The organism is Phormidesmis sp. 146-33, from assembly GCF_052939515.1.
In genome coordinates, this window is record NZ_JBJPHU010000132.1 from 1 (window position 1) to 17,207 (window position 17,207).

A 17,207-nucleotide genomic window follows, 5' to 3' on the forward strand; every position below is an offset into this window, starting at 1 on the left:
TTTCACCCCATTAGATCACGCCCATGCTGGGCGTACACAAGTCGATGAAGCGGACGGTAGAGAGTCTTCGCGCTACGTTCTAGGTCACTCGCCGCCGCTCACTTTAACCGTTAGACCTCTGATTTTGTAATAGTACGGTTGTCAAGAATTGATCTTGATACACTGCTTTTGCTGAGTTATTACTATGCGTAAATCTCGGTATTTCTGTTGGCTTGCTAAAGGTTAAAGTCTGGCAGCAATTGATGCAAGAGCCTCCGACATGAAGTCTATGAATACTTGAAGTTTTCCAGAGTGTTGGCGATGTTTTGGGTAAATCGCATACAGGGTCAAAGGTTCCGTAGACCATTCTTTCAAGACAGTTTTCAGCATCCCACGTTCCAATCCATCTAAGACTGTGAACATAGGCAAAAAAATCAAACCGAGTCCCGCGACAGCAGCTTGACTCGCAGCAAGGCTATTGTTCACCTTTAAAGATCCATCAACATGCACTGACACTGTTTCATGACCTCGCCAAAAACTCCACTCATGGGGCGATCGCGCCAGCGTGTAAATCACACAATGGTGCTTCTTCAGATCCTCCGGCGATTTGGGTTCGCCATACTGCTTCAGATATGTCGGTGATGCGCAAACGACTCGTTGAATATCGCCGATTCGATGCGTGACCAGACTATTATCGTTGACCAATCCGCCCCCTCTGATCCCCACATCAAATCCCTCCTCAATGAGATCCACATAGCGATCGTTGAGGATGAGTTCGATCTGCATATCTGGATAAATTGATTGAAATTGATAAATCGCTGTTGCTACATGGGTTAAACCCAGAGACATTGGTGCTGTCACGCGAAGCAGTCCGTGAGGTTTGACCGAGAGATCGGAAACAAATTCTTCAACACTTTCCAGTTCATCCAGAATAGAGCAAACCCGCTGAAAATAGAGTCGTCCTGCTTCAGTCAAGTTCAAACGTCTGGTTGTCCGATGGAGCAACTGGGTTCCCAGTTCTTTTTCCAGTTCCTGGACATTTTTACTGACGGCTGCATTTGATAAGTTCAGAGCGTCTGCTGCACGGCTAAAACTCTCCAACTCAACGACTCGTCTAAAGACGTTCAAAGCAATTAATTTGTCCATAGAAAGTTACCTGCCCAATGATCCATCTCGCCATCCGTATTATTCACTATAGGTGAAAAGTTATTCAACTAGATTGATCTTTATCTTCTTTGAGTGAAGAGTTATCGTCAGAGTATGCGCTTCAAGCTGTGATCACCCAAAGCGCGGAGGAACTATGAATCAAGCACAAGTCTATGCGGTGGATAAACAGGTTTACGGCATTGAATATTTCGCGATCGTTGATCTGCTCAAGCGATATTATGACGCTTTATATCGTTGTGATGCAGCTCTTTTGGCAACCGTGTTTCATGCCAGTGCTCAATACTTCACTGCATCTAGCGGAGAACTATTGCATCTTGATATGCATTCCTATTTCCCAATCGTTGAGCAACGAATTCCCCCAGAATCTTCCGGTGAACCCTATACATTTTCGATCGATTCGATCGAGTTCGCAGGGGCTGTAACCGCGATCGCCCGAATGCGTTGTTCCATGCTAGCCAAAGATTTTATTGATCTACTCACCCTCATTAAGCTTGAGGGCGAATGGAAAATTATTGCCAAAGTCTTTCACTACACGATCCATGCAGACACAGCAATATTGCCAACAAGCCGGAATTAGCGGGAGGTCAAACCATGCCCTACATAAACATCAAAATTACTCGCGAAGGAGCAACAGCACAGCAAAAAGCTGAACTAATCAAAGGTGTAACAGAACTTTTGGTGCGTGTTCTAAATAAGACACCCGCAACAACATTTGTCGTCATTGATGAAGTTGCGACTGAAGACTGGGGTGTTGCTGGAGTGCCTGTGAAAGAATTTCGGCAAGGCATTCAGCGGAGAAAAGTCATGAGACAAGCAACCCTCGAAACCCAAACTACAAACAGCAGACAAGAGCATCAGCTTGGAATTAAAAGGCAACAAGTAAGGCTCACCTCTCGCTGGTTATCTGACGAGCACGGCAAACTTTATTGTAAATGGGATATTGTCCAGGATTAACTTCCTAATGAAAAAAGTCATCTAGACAGTCAAATCTTGGAACTAAATTGGAGGTAGATAGTATGACAACTCAGACTGTAATTATCACGGGCGCTGCAACTGGTTTGGGCTATGCCATTGCTGAAGCATTTTTGCACAATCAGGCGAATGTGGTACTGAATGGGAGAACATTCTCAAAACTTGAAATGGCGGCTCAAAAACTCGATCGCCCCGATCGCATCCATCTTGTAGCAGGTGACATTACCGATCCGACATTTGCGCCAAAACTAGTTGACGAAGCTGTTTCCAAGTTTGGCCGCGTGAATGTGCTGATTAATAATGCTGGTATCTTTGCGGTCAAACCGTTTACTGAATATAGCATTGGTGAATTAGATCAATATCTAAACTATGTTCGCGGAACCTTTGCGCTCACCCAGGAAGCCGTCAAGCAAATGCGCGTGCAAGGAGATGGCGGCGCAATTATCAACATTGGGACGATTCTCACATTCCACGCTAGTCAGTCAATTCCTTCTTCAGCGCCGATTATGGCGAAAGCCGCAATTACAGCTATGGCGAAAAACCTATCCTTTGAGTTAGCCGAGGATAGGATTCGGATCAACACGATTGCGCCTGGGATTGTACCAACATCACTTCATGGTGAACTGACCCAAGAAACATTAGATTATTTAGGTCGGCAGCATCCTCTGGGTCGGGTTGGCACGCCCAAAGATATCGCCGATGCCGTTCTATATTTGGCAAATGCAAGCTGGGTAACGGGGGTGATCCTCTCGGTTGATGGTGGTATTGCGGCTGGAGGAGATGGCTTTAACAATCGCCAGCAAGCAGCTTAAGTCGCTGTCCAGAAGCCGTCTCATGCATTTTCTACACTAACCCCTTCGGTGCAGAAAATGCATGAGATCAGACAGTCCAACAGCTAAAGGCGTAAATCTGTCTAACAACGCCCATGCACACCGACCGCCACAATGTAATCGGTTATGATGCAGAGGTAGTCTGCGGCGGGTGATGGGCAACGTTATGCCGCTTGAGATACTTGTGAGGACATTACTTCAAATTTAGCTCTCTATTGTTTATCACTGATCACTTTTTGAGATGGATGATTCATTGGAGCCACCGCTGCGATTGCCGCCTAAACTGCCTGCTGGACAACTAGTTTAGGTCGCAGGTGGCTCAGTCGATGCTTGTTCTGTGACGTTACGATTTTTTGGCAAAGATTTAGATCCGGATGAAATCACTCAGCTACTAGGAGTCGTTCCGACTGCGGCGTATCGGAAAGGGGACATATTTCGGGGTAAGAAGTACGATCGTATTCAGAAAACTGGTTTATGGCGGCTTTCTGTTGAAAAATGCGCTGATGTCGAGCTTGAAGATCAGATCAATGCATTGCTCGATCGCTTGCCGTCTGATTTGCACATTTGGCAAAGATTGACGGATAGATTCGAGGCTGATCTATTTTGTGGATTATGGTTGGAACGATGTAATCGCTGTCTTGGTTTCTTCCCTGAAACTCTACGGCGAATCGGAGAAAGAAAACTAGTATTACAGTTCGATATCTACGCGGACGGTCTTGACATGGAAGAAATCTCAACGTGACAGTGAAGCATCCTGTAGGACAATTTTTAACTAAGCTGTGTGGCAGCCTGAAAGATTGTCAAATCTCTTCTGACTCGCTATCCTGCAAACATCAGAAACAGATTTGGAGAGACTTCAAATGTCAACCAACACCTCTTTGGAAGAACGACTTGCGGCAGTAGAAGCTGCGATCGCTGAGTTGCAGAAACAAGTTCCGACTTCCTCATCTCCCAATTGGCTGCAACAAATTACAGGCTCTTTCAAGGATGAGCCTGCTTTTGAGGAAGTGCTTGCCTACGGTCGAGCCATTCGCCAAGGCGACGAATCACTCCTTGAAGCGCAAGACGAGCCATGAAATATCTGCTAGATACAGATCATCTGAGCATTCTTCAGCGACAGGCAGGGCAGGACTACACCAACTTTTCGACTCGTATTGCTCACTACCCACTCTCAGATTTTGCGATTTCAACCGTAACCTTTCACGAACAAATGCTGGGTAGCCACACCTACATCAATCGCGCCCGTAATTTGGACGATATGGTGAGAGGGTATGCCATGATGACAAGACTCATTCTCGACTTCAAGGTATTACCCCTCGTCACGTTTGACGCAGATTCAGCTAAGGCATTAGCTCAACTACAATCGCAGCGAATTCAACCCGGAAAGATGGATGCCAGGATTGCAGCGATTGCTTTGTCCCATGGATTGATTTTATTAACTCGCAATCGTCGAGATTTTGGCAAAGTTACAGGGTTGGTGGTTGAAGATTGGACAGTTTGAAACGTTGGTTGAAATAGTCGTGTTGATCACGCCATAACAACCCGGTTGGAGCGGACAGTTAAGAGTTATTTCGTCTATCGTTCAAGTCGATCTGCTGCCGCACAACTGTGCCATTAGTCAGCAGGGTGTCTCTAAGTTTAAACTTGTATCAATTGCTAATTTGTATCCTGAAAGAGATCATTTGAGAGATGAGTATTGATTATTTCCTTTTTCGGGCTTCTTCTAATAAAGACAAGCAAACAGCGATTCAAGAGCTACCATCCTTCGGTAATCAAGAAGAAGTGGTTCAACGCCTCTGTTCTTCTCCAGGATTTAAACTCTCGACCCAGAAACGAATCAATAACGATAAATCCTGGGCTTTTGTGAATTATTTCTATTCTCATGTAGATGGACAAGGCAGGGGGGTTGAGTTTGCTTTGCAAGGGGATCCTGTAGATTGTATTTCAGTGAACCAAGCTTACAAAGAAGATTTCTTGCCAGTTACTCATGTTTTAACTGATCTTGCTCCATTTGAGATTATGGATATTGATGGTGAGCTTGTTAGTCCTGATGAACTTTCTCGCTCTTTTAATGATTGGATTCAGGAAAATTACAAAACCAATAATCTTTGAAGTGATGAGAGCAATAGCTGCATAAACAACCGAATAGAGTAACCAGGTTAACAAGCGCCATGCAACGGACGAGCAATAGTTGCTGGTGTAGATGCAAAGATTATGGGTCGCCGCGGCGGTCTTTAGGCGGCTGGAACTGTAGTGATGCAGTCGTTAAAGTGGTTTGTAGGCAGCGTATTGCAAGCGATGAAATGAGCAGAAAACGCCACCAACCCCTCAACCAGATTCAAAGCCAAGATGAAGTAACAATTTTTCTGAGGTGTGTGCTTCAATGGCTCTGTAATTTGCAGTCTGAAGACATGGCTCTCCTAGACTTCGTGTGATAATTGTAGAGTAGTGTACATTTCGAGGTTGGGGTATGGACATCTACCTGGATACACTCCTTCACTTACCCTACGTCACCGTCGATGGTTGTCATGAAGTCGATGGAGTCGTTTTTTTGAAACTTAAATGTCTCAATCAAACCATTGCTTGCCCCGATTGTGGAGCGACCTTAGATTGGATTAATCAAACCACCACAGTGCTGATTCGGGACTTGCCGGTCTTTGGCAAGCCGGTCTATCTTCAAGTTCCCCGACGGCAGTTTCAGTGTGAACACTGTCAACGATTTCATAGCGAAGTCTTGGAGTTTATGAGTGGGCGACATGCCTATACGCCTCGTTATGCCCAAGCGATTTACGAACAAGTGAAGCAATCCAGTTTGGAGGAGGTGAGCCGCCGAGAAGGGCTGGGCATTGCCACCGTGCGCCAGATTTTTGATGCCCAGGCGGTTCATACCATAAAAAAGTTGAGCCATTGCCGGAACGTTTAAGCTTGGATGAATTTAGTCAGCACAAGGGGCATCAAGATTTTGTCACAACCGTCGTGGACATCGACCAACATACCCTACTGGATGTACTGGACAGCCACAAACAAGAGGAGGTGAAAGCCATGCTGGAAGCCTATCCTCTCGAAGTCAGAGCAGGGGTGAAAGAAGTGAGTGTGGATAGGTGGGGCGGCTACACCGCAGTCATTGAGGCGGTGTTTCCCAACGCCAAGATTGTCTATGACCGCTTTCATGGGATGCAACATATCAATCGGGAGTTAAATCATTTAAGACGACAGATGAAGGTGAAATTTAAAGGATTACCGCATTTACTGTGGAAGAATCGACAAGAGTTGAGCGATGAGCAAAGACAACGCTTAGATGAAGGGTTGAAAGCATTTCCTTGTTTAACGATTGCGTATGAGTTGAAAGAAGACCTCAGCCAGATTTATGAAAAGTCAAGAACGATCCACTCAGCCAAAATAAAATTTCAGCGATGGCACCGACTGGCTCAGCTTTTTTATCAAGATTCCGCGGACATGATTCGTGAGCACCTGAATGGTATTTGCAATTACTTTGAGCATCGAACCACCAGTGGAGTGACCGAGGGGATCAACACGAAAATTAAGCTCATTAAACGGAAGGGTTACGGTTTTCATAATTTCAAACATTTCCGTTTGAGGCTATTATCTTGCTTTGGTGCTTCACAAAACTCTACACACGAGGTCTAGGAGAGCCCAAGTTCGTCAGTCACGGGTATCTCGGAGGTGTTTTGCTACTGTGGAGTAGCTTTGTGGCAAAAATTACTGAGACGAAGCCAAAAAGCTTTGAGTTTACTGGTTTTTTGTTGTCAAGAACCTGTAAATTTTTGCTATAACTGCTAAGGGTTTGAGTGATTTTACCCATCCTCTCTGGGAGAGATCCATGCTGAAGAAACGGAAGACTTGGATTTGGTTGGCAGCAGGTACAGGCGGACTGGCATTGTTGGCTGGGACGTTTTTGCCGATCGAGAAGCTCAAAGATGTGTCACAACAGGCATCGAGCGGATTTGGCACGTTCAATTCTAACCAGAAGCCAGGCAGTATTGGGTCGCCGGGTACGATCGTCAGTCCGCTGATTGCTCAATCTCCCAAACAGCGCGCCGCTACGCTCAAGACAACGGCCCAAAAATCTGCCCCTTCTTTAGAACGCAATCGCGCCCGCTATTTGTTGGCGACCGATCTGGTGGCTCAAGGTCAGGGTGAGAAGGCGTTAGAGCCGTTAAAAGGTTTGGAGAAAGACTATCCGGTGATGGCAGCTCAAGTCTTGCTCAAACGGGCGCAGGCTTACGAAGCAGCAGGCAAGCAATCTGAGACGACTAAAACTTGGCAAGAATTAGTCAAACAGCATCCCGACGATCCGGCTTCCGTAGAAGGTTTGTTTTTTTTGGGACGATCGAATCCAAAATATTGGAATCAGGCGATCGCAAAGTTTCCGTCTCATCCGCGCTCGATCGAGATTGCCAAACTTCAGCTTAAAAAGAATCCCAGTCTGCCGCTGTTGATGGTGATTGCTAAATACGATTTGACTGCTGAAGGCTACACGGGCGTTTTGGATCGGATTGTTGAGAAATTTGCGCCTCAGCTACAGCCCAAAGACTGGGAAGCGATCGCCTTTGGCTACTGGGAAAATCAAATGTATGGCAAGGGCGCGATCGCTTATTCTCGATCTCCCCAAACTCCGCTCACAGCTTACCGTTCAGCAAGAGGGCTACATCTGGGCGGCAAACCTGGCGGTGTAGAACGCTATCGGCAGGTTATCCAAACCTATCCCACTTCCCCCGAAGCCGGACTTGCCCTGACGCGACTCGCAGCCCTGGCGGAACAGCCTCAAACGGCGATCGCTTACCTCGATCAGGTGATTGCAAACTTTCCCGATCGTGCGCCTCAAGCATTGCTCGAAAAGTCCAAATTAATGGACAAAATGCAGAGTGCCAAAACTGCGACTCAACTTCGTCAAACCGTTCTCACGCAATACGCCAATTCTGACGCGGCGGCCGAGATGCGCTGGCTCTATGCTCAAGAACGCGCCAAAGCGGGAGACTTTCAACTCGCCAAACAGTGGGCAGAACCCATTCTCACCAACAATCCCACCAGCGAAATTGCTGCACAAGCCGGATTTTGGGTCGGCAAATGGAACGAGCGTCTGGGCAAAAACAACGACGCAAAAGCCATCTACAAGCGAGTCCTGACCGAACATCCCGAAACCTACTATGCATGGCGATCGGCGAGTATGCTCGGCTGGAATGTGGGCGACTTTAACACGGTGCGATCGCTCAATCCCCAGGTCAACAAGCCTGCTCAACGTCCCGAATTGACGGCTGGATCGCCCGTTCTCAAAGAGCTTTACCAACTGGGACAAGACCGAGATGCCTGGACACATTGGCAAGTTGAGTTTCAAAATCGCGTGACTCCAACCGTTGCAGAACAGTTTACCGATGGTGTGATGCGGTTAGGCGTGGGCGATAATCTGGACGGGATTTTTATGGTGTCGAATTTGCGCGATCGCGACAAGCCCGAAGACAAAGCCCAATATCAGCAACTCAAACAACAGTCTGCCTACTGGCAAGCGCTCTATCCGTTCCCCTATGTTCAAGAGATTGAAACCTGGTCACAGCAGCGTCAGTTAAACCCAATGTTGGTGACGGCGTTGATTCGTCAAGAGTCGCGCTTTGAGCCAAAAATCAAGTCTTCGGTGGGCGCGTCTGGTCTGATGCAAGTCATGCCCGAAACAGCCGTCTTCATTGCAAAAAACATCAAACTCAAGGAATACAAACTCGACAATCCCCAGGACAACATCAACTTGGGAACGTGGTATCTCGACCACACACATGAGGAATACAACAACAATTCAATGTTAGCGGTGGCCAGCTATAACGCGGGCCCTGGTGCAGTCGGTGGCTGGCTGGCAAAGGCGAAAACTCAAGATCAAGACGAGTTTGTAGAAATGATTCCTTACGACGAAACGCGAGGCTATGTCAAATCAGTATTTGGCAACTACTGGAATTATCTGCGCCTCTACAATCCTGAGATCTCCCAAAAAATCGCCCAAGTTGCACCTCATCCGATCGCTAATTAGATGCTTGAATTACACATTGAGGCAGTGCTTATAGGTTGCTAGTTAGCATCTTGAGTTCAACAAGCTCATTCAGGAGCAGATGTTTCTGAACATTTCACAGCTCATTTTCAAGTAAAGCAACAAATTGATATTGTTCTCCCGTTGGAATTACTGCAAAGTATCGATGCAGCGTGCCAACTGCAAAAGATTAGTCGTCAGGACTGGATCAAGAGGGCCTGTGCTGAGAAAATTCGTGAGGCTCAATCTAGCAAAATGTCAGCATAGTATAAGACTTTATGGTGTAAGACTTTCTCGTACAGTAGGTTGCCTTACAATGGATACTGACCCTTGAAATTGCAAAGCGGTTCCTTCTTGATTCAGATTCGATCTGACTTACATGGGAATAAAGCAGCCTTTGCACTTAATATGTATTACCTTATATGTATTACCTTTATCCCACACTAGCAATAATCTGCCCAATGTCTTGAGGGGTTGCACCTGTGGCTAACATTGCCCGGATCAACGACTCAATTGAGACCGAAGCATCGCCATTTTCAGCTTTAGTAATTCGAGGTTAGCTAGAGCCAATTTTAGAAGCCAGTTCGTTTTGGGTCATTAGGTCTTGCCGACGAGTTTTTAAGCTGCGACTAAGAGCCAGCTTGACCTCAACAAAGACCGTTTCTTCGGGGGTTAGCTCTAAAAAATCTGAGGCTGTTCCAACTTTCCAGCCCTTAGATTCCAAACGGTCTCTCTTAGATTGATCCATTACATTACTTCTGCTGATCAGTATCGTATTTGCTCAAGCGCTTTTTGCAGACTGCAATCACATTTTTTGGGTATTGCTCTCGATGTTCTATTGAAAACCTCAACAATTCAGATTGCATTATCATCGATTCGATAAATAATTCTCCAGTTTCTATCAATGTCTCAATCCGTAGCTCATGACAGCGAGTTCTGATACTTGGCATAGGGCGCAAATGAGGTAATCCAATTTCACCTTCCTGGAGTTGTCTAAGCAGAACGCCTGCTTCTATTCACGCTTCTTGACTGAAAGGTGGAGTCTTCACCTCACCGTGCAGCCAAATCAAAGGGTTACTCTGATCGCTCATGCCGTGTTTATATCTTCACTGTCTGATAATTAGATGCACGCGATCGCCCAGTACGGGTCTATGATGCACTTAAGATTATTTGCGAGCAGGGGGTTGAAAGCATTTGATCACCTAGCGCAAAGTTGTTTTGTTATCGATCGCCCACCAATGGACAACTACCTAACCATCTTAAAGAAAGAGTTTGAGGCTGAAGAAGGTTCCTTTTTGATTCAACTTCGGCCTGACTTAACTTGGAATAAAGCAGCCTTTGCACGACTGACCCTGGTTATGCAAGCTTGCTGCGAAGAGTATAGTCAAACAGCAACCCTCGATCGCTGGATTGCTCAAGGTTTCTGGTATATTCCATCGTTTGTTCGGGATTGGACGACTCACCCAAACTTTCCACAGGTTCATACACCAGAGTACTATGAGCAGTCTTATCAGGAGTTGGATGATTTAGCGTATTGGTTCTTTATGGGAGAAAGTTTATATAACAATGACATTTGAATCTTGTCCTGAAGTCTCCCAGTGGGGGATTTACTACGGTGTATACACTCACTTCGTTCTAGTCGGCTTCAGCCCCCTAAATCCCCCATTCTGGGGGACTTTAAGCAAAAAAGACTTCCAGAATTTAGAACCCTGATCAGCGTTCAAAGTCCCCCAAATTTGGGGGATTTAGGGGGCGAAGGATTACGGCAAGTACAGATCAATCGACTTATGTATACACGGTAGGTGGGGGATTTAGGGGGCTGCCCGGATGAATCACCGTAGCGAAAGATTCCATCGAATTCACGTTAGAATTGGCAGTCTGGGGGCAAAAAGACAGGACAACGAAGCGAAAAAACTTCATAGAATTCAAGTTCAATCAAGTTCATTAAGCAAGATTTCTAATGCCGCTTTCATTTCAGTTGGGTTAGTGGTGGTAGTGCCAAACTGACGAACGACAATACTAGCCGCAAGATTGCCTAACACACAGGCTTCCCATAAAGTGGCTCCGGCAGTGAGTCCGAGGGTTAAGGCAGCGACGACGGTATCTCCTGCGCCCGTTACGTCAAAGACTTTGGTGCGGTTAAAGGCAGGAATGTGCTGTTCGCAGGCTTGATCGAATAGCGTCATCCCCTGTTCTCCTCGCGTGATCAGAATCTGGTCGGCTTGTGTTAGCGCTAGTAAATCCCTTCCCGCTCGTGACAGTGTTTCAGAATCGGTAATCGAGTATCCAACTGCGAGTTCTGCTTCGGGTAAATTGGGGGTATGAAGGGTGGCTTTTTGGTAGCGATCGAGTCCCTTCTGAGCATCCACAATCACCCGCGAATGGTTTAACACTGCCTCGATCACCGGAGCCGTCAACGTGCCATCGCCGTAATCTGAACAGACGATCGCATCCACCGTTCTCATTTGCTGTTGAATGTAATCTGCAAGTTGGTGCTGTAAATCCAGGTGAGGAAGACTGTCGGATTTGCGATCGATTCTCACAATCTGCTGAGTGACCGACTGGCGGGCGTGACCTGAGATGCGGGTTTTGGTGATGGTGGGGCGATCGGGGTCGAGAAAAATTCCCTGGTCGTCGATGCCTGCTTGAGCAAAAATGCGCTGAATTGCCCGTCCTTGCTCATCTTTACCCAACAGCCCGACCGCTTTGACCGTCGCTCCCAATTGAGCAAAGTTATACACCGCATTCGCCCCACCTCCCGGAACCTGCTGCGTCTCTTCATGGCGCAAAATCAACACCGGAGCCTCGCGAGATACCCGTTCGACCGCGCCTGTGAGAAACTCATCCAAAGTCAAATCTCCCACAATCAAAATAGTGGACTGCGAAAAGCGATCGATTAATTCAAACAAGCGATCGGCAGATTGGCGCAGTCGAGCCGTAAAAGCAGTGTCTAAAGGCATACTGATGAAGGGAAAAGGAAAAGGGATTGCAAATGAAGAAAGGAATTATAAGGGGTTTTGTTTCACGTCTCATCCTTCTGACTCTGTGTTTTTCCTGTTTTCTGTTTCCGACTGCTGCAATCGCCCAACCCAGTTTGACTCCCCTCACCCTAGAACTGCTACAAGAACGATTGCGATCGCCCCTTCCCAGTGAAGGCACTCGAATTTTGGATTTGAGACGAATGGCGATCGACCTGCGTCCCGAAAATGCCACCTTTCGCGATCAGTTTTATAGTCTGGTGCAGTCTCAGTTACAAAAGCCAGGATTGCCTCTGGGACTCGATTTGAGCTATTCGCAGATCGAGGGAGACTTTGTGGTTAGCAAATTGGGGCTACGGGCACCGCTGTATGGAGATGCGCTATCGCCGATCTTTACGTCTGCCGAAAAAACTCAGTTGCAGCGCGATCGTCGTCGGCTGTCTCGGCTCAGTACGCTGTCTCAGTCGCTGTTGTTGACTCCTAGAGGAAATTTGCAGGTGCCTCCCGCTCAGATTTCGGTGTTTCGCGGGCCGATCAAGTTGGTGCAGTCTCGACTAAATGGATTCGCAGATTTCACCAACACCTTCTTTCTCAATCGCCTAGAGGCGCAAGGGATTCAGCTTCCGGCGGGGGCAGATTGGTCACAGGGGCGGTTTAGTTTGCCCGTGAGTTTTGCGAGTGGCAATTTTGGGCGAGAAACCCAGTTTCGCAACAGCATCTTTTTTGGCAAAGCAGAATTTAGTCAAGTGCAGTTTCGCGGCGATGTGAACTTTCAAAGCAGCGAATTTTTGACGACCGCCAACTTCAATCGATCGACCTTCTATCAACCTGCAAACTTTACTCGTGTCCAGTGGCAAGGCAACGTCGATTTTGCTCAGACACGCTGGCGAGAACAGACTTTGTTTAGTAAAGACACGTTTAATCAATCGCTATTTTTAACCGACGCGACTTTTGAGAAAGCCGCTTTTTTTCGAGAAGTTCAGTTCAATCGACCCGTCAATCTAAGGGGAGCTTCGATTCTCGATCGTGCCGATTTTAGCTATTCTAGTTTCTCCAAAAGTGCCTATTTAAATGTTCCGGGACTGCGGTTTGATTCAGATAAAGCTAAAATTCTCGGCGATCCAGGGCAAATTGGGCGAGTGCTATCTGTTCCGACGCTGCAAAGTAACGAGAATCTACTGCGAGAACTGGTGAGAAACTTTCGGCGATTAGAACAAATTTCTGACGCAAATCAGATCGACTACACAACGCAAGTCTTACGATCGCGCCAGCTTCGACAGCGACTTTTGGGCACCAATCTCAACACCGCTACGCTCACCGATTTAACTAACATTGGCTTTCGTAAAAATCAGGCGACTGCTATTCTCGATCGCCGCGCCACTCAGCTTTTTCGCAATCCCTCTGAGCTTCTCAGCGTCAACGAAGTCGATTTAGCCACTTACATTAATGTGCGCGATCGTGTTATCGCCGCCGAACCGCTTCCCCCTTTATTAGCGTTCGCAAATCGATTTGTGATTGCATTCAACTGGCTATCTCTCACACTGTTACTATTACTCTGTCGAGACGGGACAAGCTTCTGGTTAATCTTTGGCGTTGGATTGGTTACGGTGGCCTACTTTAGTTTGTTGTTTTGGTTTCTCGATCGCTGGCGTAGACGTTACCCAAAACCAATTTTGCCCACCTGGGGAGAATTTTTGTGTGTGATCGCGCTGGCAACTTTGCTCAATTTAGGGGGACTGACGGCCATCTTTCGGACTGCCGATCGCCCCTGGATGACGTTGGGCTGTTGGGCGATCGTCACCTTACCGATACCGCTGTTTTTGCTAATTTTGCTGCTGCGTCAGGGTCGCTATCACGCGCTCATGGAAACCAGCTACTTTGTTGAAGAAGGCACCTTGCGACAACTGCGCGTCTTGATTGGCAGACTCCCCATCATTCCTCGTGAACAACTGTTTCGCGATCGCTACCTGCCCATCTTGTGGCAGAGCCGCTGGAACTGGCTCAATTATTTTGATTTTAGCTTCAACAATTTTTTGCGATTTGGGTTCAATGACATCCGATTACGCGATGAATCTTTGCCCAGTTTGGTCACTGCGATCGTCTGGTATCAATGGAGTTTAGGAACGCTCTACATCGCCCTACTGCTATGGACGCTCTCTCGCACCATTCCAGGTCTAAACTTATTAATCTACTTCAAATAAATCCCTGACTCCTGATAGATGACAAATGACTGTATTTTTTTGCTAATAAAATAATCAGTTGTCCGCTGTCAACGTTTTCTCAAAGTTGAACTGCAATGACTCAAAAGCTTCAAATTTCTCAAGATCATCCAGTTTTCTCGGACAACTTAGGGAAAGATTGTTAACATCTGCGTTGATCAGCCAGGTTTAACCTGATCAAAAGCCTGATCAAAAGAGTGCAGAATTTGTTTTATTGCCTACAATTAAATTCCGAATTATTACAGAGTTATTTTCCGTCGATCGTCTCCATTGGTGTGTGTTGAGGAAGCCCGTGAAAAGCCCGAATAAACGTCCTGTTTCGTCTAAAAAAGCCCCGTCAAAGCCCCAAAAATCTGCCAAACCTGGAAGCGTCAAGCTGATTTGGCTTCTGCTTTGTCTGACGGGTGTGGCCATGCTTTCTGCGACCGCAGGCGCTTTACTCGCCGTCTCGCTTGCCAGTACACCCTTGATGCAGCGACAACTGAGTCCTTCTGAAGCGTCCATTTTTGGCAAGGGCGATCGCTTCTCTAGCCGCTCCAATCTCAAACTCCCAGAACTGACTCGCCCGGTCAATATTCTCATTCTCGGCGCAAAAGTCCTGACCACAGATGTCAACAATCCGCCACCAGAAACTCAAAAGCTCCGCTATCAAGCCCTGGTCAACTCCTTTGATGGCTTGACCGATGTGATGCTGTTGTTGAGATTTGACCCAGAAACCAAAAAATTTGTTGTATTGTCCGTTCCTAGAGACACGCGCACCTACATTCCTGATCACGGAGTTCGCAAAATCAACGAAGCCAACGCCGATGGTGGCCCTGCCCTGGCAGCCCGATCGGTCAGCGAATTGATGGGAGGCGTGGGCATCGATCGCTATGTGACGATCAACGTGCAGGGGGTGCAAGCCCTGATTGATGCCTTGGGTGGGGTGACGGTCTACGTGCCCAAAGACATGAAATATAAGGACGATAGTCAGCATCTTTATGTCAACCTCAAAGCCGGAAGACAACACCTCAATGGCGATCAGACCCTACAACTGCTGCGATTCCGCTATGACGAAAATGGCGATATTGGTCGCATCCAACGTCAGCAAATGGTGATGCGGGCCCTGATGGAGCAAGCCCTTAACCCGACCACCGTCGCCCGTGTTCCCAAGCTGCTTTCGGTGATTCAAACTCACATCGACACCAACCTGACCGTCGAAGAACTCGTTGCCCTGAGTGGCTTTGCATCCCAGGTAAACCGCTCCAACACCAAAATGCTAATGGTGCCCGGAGAGTTTAGTGCACCTGGAGAATATGATGCCAGCTATTGGCTGCCGCACCCCGCTAAGATTCAATCCCTCGTTTCACAGCATTTTGACTTTGGCGCACCCAGCCTCACCGAAGACACGCCTGCGTCGCTCAGAGTCGCCATTCAAGACAGTACCAAACAAGAAAAAGGGGTGCAGAAGGTGCGAACTGCGCTCCGGGCAGACGGGTTTGACAACGTGTATTTAGGCAACCCCTGGACAGAGCCGCTCAGTGTGACGCGCATTGTGGCGCAGCAGGGAGATGTGATCGGGGCGGAGGCGGTACGGCGTTCTCTCGGCTTTGGTGAAGTTCGGATTGAGAATACGGGCGATATCGAATCAGATGTAACGATTCAATTAGGGAAAGATGCCCTCCAACCCCTTAAAAAGGTGCCACCCAAAGCCACCTCCGTTAAGGAGTAATTGTCTACCCTTTCCCTGGGTGCTTTCTACCACACGCTCGAATTTACTTAAGAGGGCGATCGCAATCTCAAGTCATCAATCTCAAGTCAGCAATCCCCTCTCTAGCGTAAACTCGATAGCGTTTCGCTGTTCTGTCTCGACCCCAATTTTAGAAGACTGTTAAACGAGATTTCCGGTTCAAAATCCTCCACGTCATGCCAGTTTGACAAAATTTTTTCGCTTTAGTGTTGAAATCTTTTGCCCCCCACCCCCCCATTTTGCTGCCGTGTACACACACGTCGATCGATCTGTCATTGCTGAGAGCCTTCGCCCCCTGGCGTTGCATAATGGAGGGATGAATGAGGGTGTTGTACTATGCAGTGTCGATACTGTGGGTCTACTGAGGTTCGCCAGAACGGGAAACGGCGAGGCAAGCAAAATCACATCTGTCGCGCCTGCGGTCGCCAATTTATTGAAGGCTATGACCCACCCAAAGGCTACAGCGAAGCAACCAAGCAGGATTGCTTGATGCGTTACGTCAACGGCATGGGATTTCGCGCGATTGAGCGCTGTACTGGCGTGCATCACACAACGGTGATTCATTGGGTCAAGCAACTCGGACAGCAACTGCCGGATGCCCCACAGGAGTCGGAGATTCCAGAGGTGGGAGAACTCGACGAACTAGAAACCTTTGTCGGGTCAAAAAAAACAAAATGTGGATCTGGACAGCCGTGAACCATTTCCGGGCGGGCATTCTCGCTTGGGTGGTGGGAGTCACAGCGCAGAGACGTTCAAACCCTTGTGGCAGATTGTCTGTTGCTGGCATTGCTACTTCTATGTCACCGATGGCTGGAAGGTTTATCCCGGTTTTATTGAGGAAGGCGACCACCTTGTGAGCAAGACGTACATGACGAGAGTCGAAGGCGAGAATACCCGCTTACGTCACGACTTAGCTCGATTGCATCGCAAGACCTTGTGTTACTCCAAGTCGGTCGAAATGCTAAAGCATTCGCTGCGATTGCTCCTCCATTACCTAAAGTATTGGTCAATACCCGTACTCACTTGATTCATCCCTTTGTTCAGCAACGCCCGCCCCCTAAATCCCCCATTCTGGGGGACTTTGACAAAGGAAAGATTTCCAAAGTTCAAAGCCATGACGACGGCTCAAAGTCCCCCATTTTTGGGGGATTTAGGGGGCTAAAGCCGCCTGAAACGAAGCGACAACGACTTGTGTGTACACGGTAGCCAATTTTGGGGGACTTTCGGAGAAAAGCTTTAGTGCAAAGTCCAGCCCTTTCAAGGTGCTTTTTCATCTTTTTTAGATTTCGCTTGACTGAGCAA

The 17,207-nt window shown here is 47.5% G+C and carries 14 protein-coding genes and 2 pseudogenes; 13 read left to right on the plus strand and 3 right to left on the minus strand.

What is annotated here, in order from left to right; all coding sequences use genetic code 11:
* Nucleotides 1-222: 222 nt before the first annotated feature.
* Nucleotides 223-1,125, minus strand: a complete 903-nt coding sequence (locus ACJ2PR_RS30690; RefSeq protein WP_446879831.1) for a LysR family transcriptional regulator — start codon at nucleotides 1,123-1,125, stop codon at nucleotides 223-225.
* Nucleotides 1,126-1,279: 154 nt separating this feature from the next.
* Between ACJ2PR_RS30690 and ACJ2PR_RS30695 the strand changes: the two genes are divergently transcribed.
* The 9 genes and pseudogenes from ACJ2PR_RS30695 to ACJ2PR_RS30735 all read left to right on the plus strand — a co-directional run bounded on the left by ACJ2PR_RS30695 (nucleotide 1,280) and on the right by ACJ2PR_RS30735 (nucleotide 8,982).
* The gene (locus tag ACJ2PR_RS30695; RefSeq protein ID WP_446871316.1) at nucleotides 1,280-1,723 is read left to right on the plus strand and encodes a nuclear transport factor 2 family protein; all 444 of its coding nucleotides are present in this window, start codon (nucleotides 1,280-1,282) and stop codon (nucleotides 1,721-1,723) included.
* A 14-nt stretch (nucleotides 1,724-1,737) separates the two neighbouring features.
* Nucleotides 1,738-2,100 (plus strand): tautomerase family protein, encoded by a 363-nt coding sequence (locus tag ACJ2PR_RS30700; protein WP_446871314.1) that lies wholly within the window; start codon nucleotides 1,738-1,740, stop codon nucleotides 2,098-2,100.
* 62 nt (nucleotides 2,101-2,162) lie between these two features.
* Complete coding sequence (locus tag ACJ2PR_RS30705; protein ID WP_446859769.1) at nucleotides 2,163-2,930, plus strand: SDR family NAD(P)-dependent oxidoreductase; 768 nt, start codon at nucleotides 2,163-2,165, stop codon at nucleotides 2,928-2,930.
* Between the two features lie 355 nt (nucleotides 2,931-3,285).
* Nucleotides 3,286-3,690, plus strand: a complete 405-nt coding sequence (locus tag ACJ2PR_RS30710) for a DUF4279 domain-containing protein (RefSeq protein ID WP_446871312.1) — start codon at nucleotides 3,286-3,288, stop codon at nucleotides 3,688-3,690.
* Nucleotides 3,691-3,808: 118 nt separating this feature from the next.
* Nucleotides 3,809-4,024 (plus strand): hypothetical protein, encoded by a 216-nt coding sequence (locus ACJ2PR_RS30715; RefSeq protein WP_446859772.1) that lies wholly within the window; start codon nucleotides 3,809-3,811, stop codon nucleotides 4,022-4,024.
* Entirely contained in the window at nucleotides 4,021-4,449 is a 429-nt protein-coding gene (locus ACJ2PR_RS30720) for a type II toxin-antitoxin system VapC family toxin (protein WP_446871310.1), read from the plus strand. Before ACJ2PR_RS30715 ends, ACJ2PR_RS30720 begins: the two co-directional genes overlap by 4 nt.
* A gap of 188 nt (nucleotides 4,450-4,637) precedes the next feature.
* On the plus strand, nucleotides 4,638-5,060 hold the full coding sequence (locus ACJ2PR_RS30725) for a hypothetical protein (RefSeq protein WP_446879832.1): 423 nt from the start codon (nucleotides 4,638-4,640) through the stop codon (nucleotides 5,058-5,060).
* Between the two features lie 358 nt (nucleotides 5,061-5,418).
* Nucleotides 5,419-6,596, plus strand: a pseudogene (locus ACJ2PR_RS30730) (ISL3 family transposase).
* Between the two features lie 193 nt (nucleotides 6,597-6,789).
* Nucleotides 6,790-8,982 (plus strand): lytic transglycosylase domain-containing protein, encoded by a 2,193-nt coding sequence (locus ACJ2PR_RS30735; protein WP_446879833.1) that lies wholly within the window; start codon nucleotides 6,790-6,792, stop codon nucleotides 8,980-8,982.
* A gap of 553 nt (nucleotides 8,983-9,535) precedes the next feature.
* On the opposite strand, the gene ACJ2PR_RS30740 is transcribed toward ACJ2PR_RS30735, so the two are convergent.
* Entirely contained in the window at nucleotides 9,536-9,727 is a 192-nt protein-coding gene (locus ACJ2PR_RS30740) for a hypothetical protein (RefSeq protein ID WP_446879834.1), read from the minus strand.
* Nucleotides 9,728-10,217: 490 nt separating this feature from the next.
* Here ACJ2PR_RS30740 and ACJ2PR_RS30745 point away from each other — a divergent pair, with 490 nt between their 5' ends.
* Complete coding sequence (locus ACJ2PR_RS30745; protein WP_446859779.1) at nucleotides 10,218-10,556, plus strand: hypothetical protein; 339 nt, start codon at nucleotides 10,218-10,220, stop codon at nucleotides 10,554-10,556.
* A 354-nt stretch (nucleotides 10,557-10,910) separates the two neighbouring features.
* Here ACJ2PR_RS30745 and ACJ2PR_RS30750 read toward each other — a convergent pair whose 3' ends face one another.
* Nucleotides 10,911-11,939: a bifunctional heptose 7-phosphate kinase/heptose 1-phosphate adenyltransferase gene (locus ACJ2PR_RS30750; protein ID WP_446859781.1), complete on the minus strand. Its 1,029-nt coding sequence runs from the start codon at nucleotides 11,937-11,939 to the stop codon at nucleotides 10,911-10,913.
* A gap of 134 nt (nucleotides 11,940-12,073) precedes the next feature.
* Here ACJ2PR_RS30750 and ACJ2PR_RS30755 point away from each other — a divergent pair, with 134 nt between their 5' ends.
* The 3 genes and pseudogenes from ACJ2PR_RS30755 to ACJ2PR_RS30765 all read left to right on the plus strand — a co-directional run bounded on the left by ACJ2PR_RS30755 (nucleotide 12,074) and on the right by ACJ2PR_RS30765 (nucleotide 16,932).
* Complete coding sequence (locus ACJ2PR_RS30755) at nucleotides 12,074-14,158, plus strand: pentapeptide repeat-containing protein (protein WP_446879835.1); 2,085 nt, start codon at nucleotides 12,074-12,076, stop codon at nucleotides 14,156-14,158.
* 310 nt (nucleotides 14,159-14,468) lie between these two features.
* Nucleotides 14,469-15,887 (plus strand): LCP family protein, encoded by a 1,419-nt coding sequence (locus ACJ2PR_RS30760; RefSeq protein ID WP_446879836.1) that lies wholly within the window; start codon nucleotides 14,469-14,471, stop codon nucleotides 15,885-15,887.
* Nucleotides 15,888-16,241: 354 nt separating this feature from the next.
* Nucleotides 16,242-16,932 (plus strand): annotated as a pseudogene (locus ACJ2PR_RS30765) (IS1 family transposase).
* Nucleotides 16,933-17,207: the final 275 nt, after the last annotated feature.

Bases quoted from the DNA above. Each gene is read 5' to 3' on its own strand.
- ACJ2PR_RS30750 (WP_446859781.1), bottom strand. From the start codon at position 11,939: ATGCCTTTAGACACTGCTTTTACGGCTCGACTGCGCCAATCTGCCGAT.
- ACJ2PR_RS30690 (WP_446879831.1), bottom strand. From the start codon at position 1,125: ATGGACAAATTAATTGCTTTGAACGTCTTTAGACGAGTCGTTGAGTTG.
- ACJ2PR_RS30695 (WP_446871316.1), top strand. From the start codon at position 1,280: ATGAATCAAGCACAAGTCTATGCGGTGGATAAACAGGTTTACGGCATT.
- ACJ2PR_RS30745 (WP_446859779.1), top strand. From the start codon at position 10,218: ATGGACAACTACCTAACCATCTTAAAGAAAGAGTTTGAGGCTGAAGAA.
- ACJ2PR_RS30705 (WP_446859769.1), top strand. From the start codon at position 2,163: ATGACAACTCAGACTGTAATTATCACGGGCGCTGCAACTGGTTTGGGC.
- ACJ2PR_RS30735 (WP_446879833.1), top strand. From the start codon at position 6,790: ATGCTGAAGAAACGGAAGACTTGGATTTGGTTGGCAGCAGGTACAGGC.
- ACJ2PR_RS30725 (WP_446879832.1), top strand. From the start codon at position 4,638: ATGAGTATTGATTATTTCCTTTTTCGGGCTTCTTCTAATAAAGACAAG.
- ACJ2PR_RS30715 (WP_446859772.1), top strand. From the start codon at position 3,809: ATGTCAACCAACACCTCTTTGGAAGAACGACTTGCGGCAGTAGAAGCT.
- ACJ2PR_RS30720 (WP_446871310.1), top strand. From the start codon at position 4,021: ATGAAATATCTGCTAGATACAGATCATCTGAGCATTCTTCAGCGACAG.
- ACJ2PR_RS30700 (WP_446871314.1), top strand. From the start codon at position 1,738: ATGCCCTACATAAACATCAAAATTACTCGCGAAGGAGCAACAGCACAG.
- ACJ2PR_RS30740 (WP_446879834.1), bottom strand. From the start codon at position 9,727: ATGGATCAATCTAAGAGAGACCGTTTGGAATCTAAGGGCTGGAAAGTT.